This is a genomic window from Bacteroidota bacterium (assembly GCA_018831055.1).
GTDB lineage: Bacteria > Bacteroidota > Bacteroidia > Bacteroidales > B18-G4 > M55B132.
Genome location: JAHJRE010000175.1, coordinates 1 through 4,431 on the forward strand (window position 1 = coordinate 1; position 4,431 = coordinate 4,431).

Sequence of the window (4,431 nt, forward strand, 5' to 3'; positions counted from 1 at the left end):
AGATCAATCCAACACGGCCTATCACGGCGTATGGGTTAAACTCGCTGAAGGCAGTCCAGTTAAGAAATGATTTCCTGGAAACATTCGGTACAGATTTTCCTCCTTACCTGTTTTTCGACAGGATGACCGTGGCCCAGGCCGGTGAAAAAGCTTTGGAATTGATTCAGGAAGCCCGGAAGGGGTAAATTATACCGCCACTCTGCTTTGAATGATCCTGAAAAGATCATTAATGGTCTTAGAAGCGCGAATATCTTCTGCGTTAATGGCTACATCGTATTCAGTTTTCACCAAAGCAATCAGGATGAGTGCATTAATGGAGTTCCATTCGAAATGCTCACGGAAATTACTTTCTGGCTTAAGTACACCCGGTTCAAGGTCGTCGAATTCTTCTTCCAGTTTTGCGATAAAATCTTCTACTTTCATGGTGGTAGTCCTTGTGTGCGGCAAATGTAAAAATAAATTTACTAAATTTCACATCCTTATTCAATGATTAAATATGCAGCAAACAATAGGTATTATCGCTCCCATGACAGACCTGGAGCAATATCATCTGGATCTTACCATCCACCTGCCCCGCGGTCATGAACTCACGCTCGCTAACCTGAATGAACTGGGGCAGCATGATTTTAACACGGAAATACTTCCGCCTTTACCGCAGGCACATGCTTCTATACCTGCTGCCGGGTATTACCTGAGCGGCCTTCTCCGGAAGGAGGGCTACAATACAGTATTATCAGGGAAGTTTGATAAAGCTTCCCTTGAAAAAATTGCCGATGAGGATCCTGTTGCCATTTGCCTGTCTACTACCATGATCCTCAAATCAGGCTCATTAAGGCAGGTTATCAGGAATATCCGGGAGGTAATGCCTCAAACGTTCATCATTGTGGGAGGGGTTTATGTATGGAAGAGTTACCGCTTTTACCAGATTTTTCCTGAAATAGCCAAATCAGATTTTGCAGAAACATTGCTTTTTCAGAAAGGCACCGAAGATATTGAAGCGGATGTTTTTATTGCTGCACCTCATGGAAGGGAATCCCTCCTGATGGTATTGGATGAGTTGAAAAAAGGAAGGGCGGCGGATTATTCGCAAATTCCGAACCTGGCATTTCCTGGAAAAAATGGATACACGTTCACCGAAAGAAAGCATGAAAATGCAGATTTCGAATCGGATATTACACATTGGGATTATATAGAAGATATGCCGGGTCAAATCCCGTTCCGGACTTCCATAGGTTGCCCTTTCCGATGCCGTTTCTGTGATTTTTATCATATCTATCCTGACATATACCTTCGTTCTGGAGAAAGCCTTCTGCGCGAACTGAATATGATTCGTAAAAAGCTGGGAGACAGGCCTGCAATTTTGCACGCTACCGACGATAATGTTTTCATGAACCCTAAGAGGCTGCGTGAAGTGGTTGAAACGATAATAAAATCAGGGATTCCAAGGTGGATTGGTTTTCTGAGGGCTTCATCCGTAAATGAATCGAATATAGAACTGATTCGTCAATCAGGGCTGATGATGGCCATTATTGGAGTTGAATCGGGAGATACAGGCCAGCTTGAAAGAATGAACAAAAAGCAGAAACCGCAAGAGGTTCAAAAAGGGATTGAACTGCTTGATCAAAATGGGATTACTGCGATGATGACCTTTATAGCCGGATATCCCGGAGAAAACATGGAAACTATACAAAATACGGCTAATTTTATGAACAACATGGAAATCGGGTATGCTTCCTCGAGTTATCAGATTTTCCCTTTGTATATTTCACCCTTTAGCGATCTGGTGAAGAAAGAGTTTCAGGATAAATGGGCACTGAGTGGTGTTTATGACCACTGGAAGCATTATACCATGAATAGTGATCAGGCCAGGACCGCGGGATACGAATTATTTAAAAGAACCATTCATGTGCCTTATCATTATAGCCAGGAAAGGACCTGGTACAACAAAGAGAGATTTAATCTTGAAGTGCGCAGGAAACTATTTGGTTTGAGACGGCAATTAACCATAGCCATTGTAGAACATAAGCCATTGGTAGTATCACAGGCGATATTGAATGAGATGACAGTACTGATGAATGGGAAGGATATGGAAATCCCTTTGGATTTTATCTCCGGTCTTAGTGTTGGTTTTGATCATCCTGCACTTTGACATTCTCCTTGATCAATTCCCGGGTTTTTTGAATAGCCTCATCGAATTCCCCTTTCAGATAGCGTTCAATAAGTTTATATCGCTGGATTTTCCCGCTGCTGGTCTTTGGTATTTCATTCGATTTTACAGGAACGAAGACATTTAACGTGAGAGCCAGGGTTTCCTGCATAAGTTGTTTCAGCCGGATAAATATACGCGCTGTATTTGAATTGGCTGTACCGACCAGGAAGACGATGATCTGGTCCTGGCCTTTTTTTTCATCAAAGGTTCCGCCAATCACGATCTTGCCATAGGGAATATCATCCATCCGGCAGGCAATGGCTTCCAGATCATGGGCATATAGGTTTTTTCCGCCAGCGAAGATGATATCTTTATATCTGCCGGTGATGTATAGGTTCCCTTTAAAAATAAAGCCCATATCTCCTGTTTTGAGCCATGGGCCAGCAAAAATGCCCGCAGTTGATTCAGGATCGTTGTAATAACCGGAGGTTACATTTTCGCCCCTTATCAGAACATGCCCGACCTTTGCTTCACTTACAGGTTTATTACTCTCATCAGCAATAATATATTCACAATGATTGATAGCATTGCCTACACTAACCAGTTCAATGGCATTTTTTTCATTTTCTCTAACTTTTTCAGCATGATATAGGTTTTGTAACTGAAAACGGTCGAAAGAGGTAATGAGCGGCTCATCATTTAAAGGCGAAAAGGAAACAGCCAGTGTTGCTTCGGCAAGGCCGTAAACCGGCATCATAGCTTTTTTTCGGAACCCATAAGGGGCGAGTTTATTCATGAACTCATTCATTATCCCTGTGGAAATGGGTTCTGCCCCGTTAAAAACAACTTTGACAGGTGACAGATCCCACTGGTCCGGTTGTTTTCTTTTCAAATGACGAATAACAAGGGCTTGTCCGAAGTTAGGACATCCTGTAACAGTGCCTTTCTTTTGGCTTAACATATCAAGCCATAGAAAAGGATTTTTGATAAAATCCACGGGATCGATATGGTATTGATTACAAGCCTGGATCATTATTGTGAAATGAAATCCGATAAGACCCATATCGTGGTACAACGGCATCCAGTTAACCATAACGTCTGCAGGAATGTGATCAAACCTGATCGAGATTGCGTCAATATTTTTTAGGAGGTTTTTATGGCTGAGCATAATTCCTTTAGGATCGCCCGTGCTTCCTGATGAAAACTGAATAAAGGCCAGTCCGGTCTTAATAAAAGGACCTGTTTGTATGCCGGAGGGAATTCTTTCAACGGAACCCTCTTTAATGATTTTTGATTTTGGCACGCTTCGGAGTTCCCATTTATCCGCCGTTTCATCAGAAACAACAATAAATGGTTCATCCAGCTTTTTATATACATTAATGATCTTTTCCAGGGCGGGATTCATTTCCGAAAAAGAAACCGGAGGCTGCAGGATGGTGGGAATGATGTTTCCTGCAAAACAGGCCCAGAGAAGCGGTAATGTTTCTTCATTCCTGTTTAAAGCAAGGATCAGCTTATCACCGGAGCGTATGCCTTTCTTTTTCAGACCGCCTAGTAATTTTAATGCAGCATCGCGTAAATTGCGGTACGACAATTCATGAACCGCCCCATCATCCTTCACAAACCCGATTATATTATCAGGAAAATGCCTGACATTGTTTTCGAGGATTTCCCAGATGTTTTGAATATGGCTTGTATCAAGCCGGTTAAACAATTTGTCTTCTTGCGCCATTTTTCAATTATTGGTCGGAAGCGGCGCAAAGATAGGGAAAAGATTAAAGATCGAAGATCGAAGATGTAAGATCGCAGATCGCAGATGTCAGATCGCAGATCTCTATCTTCGATCTTCGATCTGCGATCTGCGATTTTTACTATATTTACACATTCCTTTAACATTTTGCAATGAAGTTATTCCTGGGTCTGATTTTAGCGACTGTTTTGGTTTTAATTGTTAGCGAATCCATGGCGCAGCAATTATTCCAGGATGTAATTATCCTGAAATCAGGAAAAGAAGTTAGGGGCGTGATCCAGGAAAAGGTTGATGGTGAATATGTAAAGATACGGTCGAGGGATAACAGGACGCTTGAGATCCCCTTTGCGGATATTGAAAGGATCACTCAGGAAGTGTTTGAGGCTGAGGGTTTAAAAAAAGACCTCCTGGATCCTTATTTCATGAAGAACAAGCACGATTACTGGAGCCTGGCAACGGGAATCGGGCCTTCATACGGCGGGTTCGGCTTACGATTCCAGCAACGATTCGGGCGTAAGATAGGATTTGGTTA

Annotated in this window: 5 protein-coding genes; 3 read left to right on the forward strand and 2 right to left on the reverse strand. The window is 42.4% G+C overall.

The window, feature by feature from the left end:
* The coding region (locus KKA81_11320; GenBank protein MBU2651516.1) for an acyl carrier protein at positions 1–185 on the forward strand (185 nt) is incomplete at its 5' end.
* 1 nt (position 186) lies between these two features.
* Here KKA81_11320 and KKA81_11325 read toward each other — a convergent pair.
* Positions 187–423, reverse strand: coding sequence for an acyl carrier protein (locus tag KKA81_11325; protein ID MBU2651517.1), 237 nt, complete (start codon positions 421–423; stop codon positions 187–189).
* A 73-nt stretch (positions 424–496) separates the two neighbouring features.
* Here KKA81_11325 and KKA81_11330 point away from each other — a divergent pair, with 73 nt between their 5' ends.
* Entirely contained in the window at positions 497–2,149 is a 1,653-nt protein-coding gene (locus KKA81_11330; GenBank protein MBU2651518.1) for a radical SAM protein, read from the forward strand.
* On the opposite strand, the gene KKA81_11335 is transcribed toward KKA81_11330, so the two are convergent.
* Positions 2,118–3,881: an AMP-binding protein gene (locus tag KKA81_11335; protein MBU2651519.1), complete on the reverse strand. Its 1,764-nt coding sequence runs from the start codon at positions 3,879–3,881 to the stop codon at positions 2,118–2,120. The two genes, KKA81_11330 and KKA81_11335, sit on opposite strands and share 32 nt — an antisense overlap.
* Positions 3,882–4,051: 170 nt before the next feature.
* Here KKA81_11335 and KKA81_11340 point away from each other — a divergent pair.
* Positions 4,052–4,431 (forward strand): hypothetical protein (locus KKA81_11340; protein ID MBU2651520.1); only part of this gene is annotated, 380 nt, incomplete at its 3' end.

Coding starts and splice junctions, on each gene's coding strand:
- KKA81_11325 (MBU2651517.1), bottom strand. CDS start 423: ATGAAAGTAGAAGATTTTATCGCAAAACTGGAAGAAGAATTCGACGAC.
- KKA81_11330 (MBU2651518.1), top strand. CDS start 497: ATGCAGCAAACAATAGGTATTATCGCTCCCATGACAGACCTGGAGCAA.
- KKA81_11335 (MBU2651519.1), bottom strand. CDS start 3,881: ATGGCGCAAGAAGACAAATTGTTTAACCGGCTTGATACAAGCCATATT.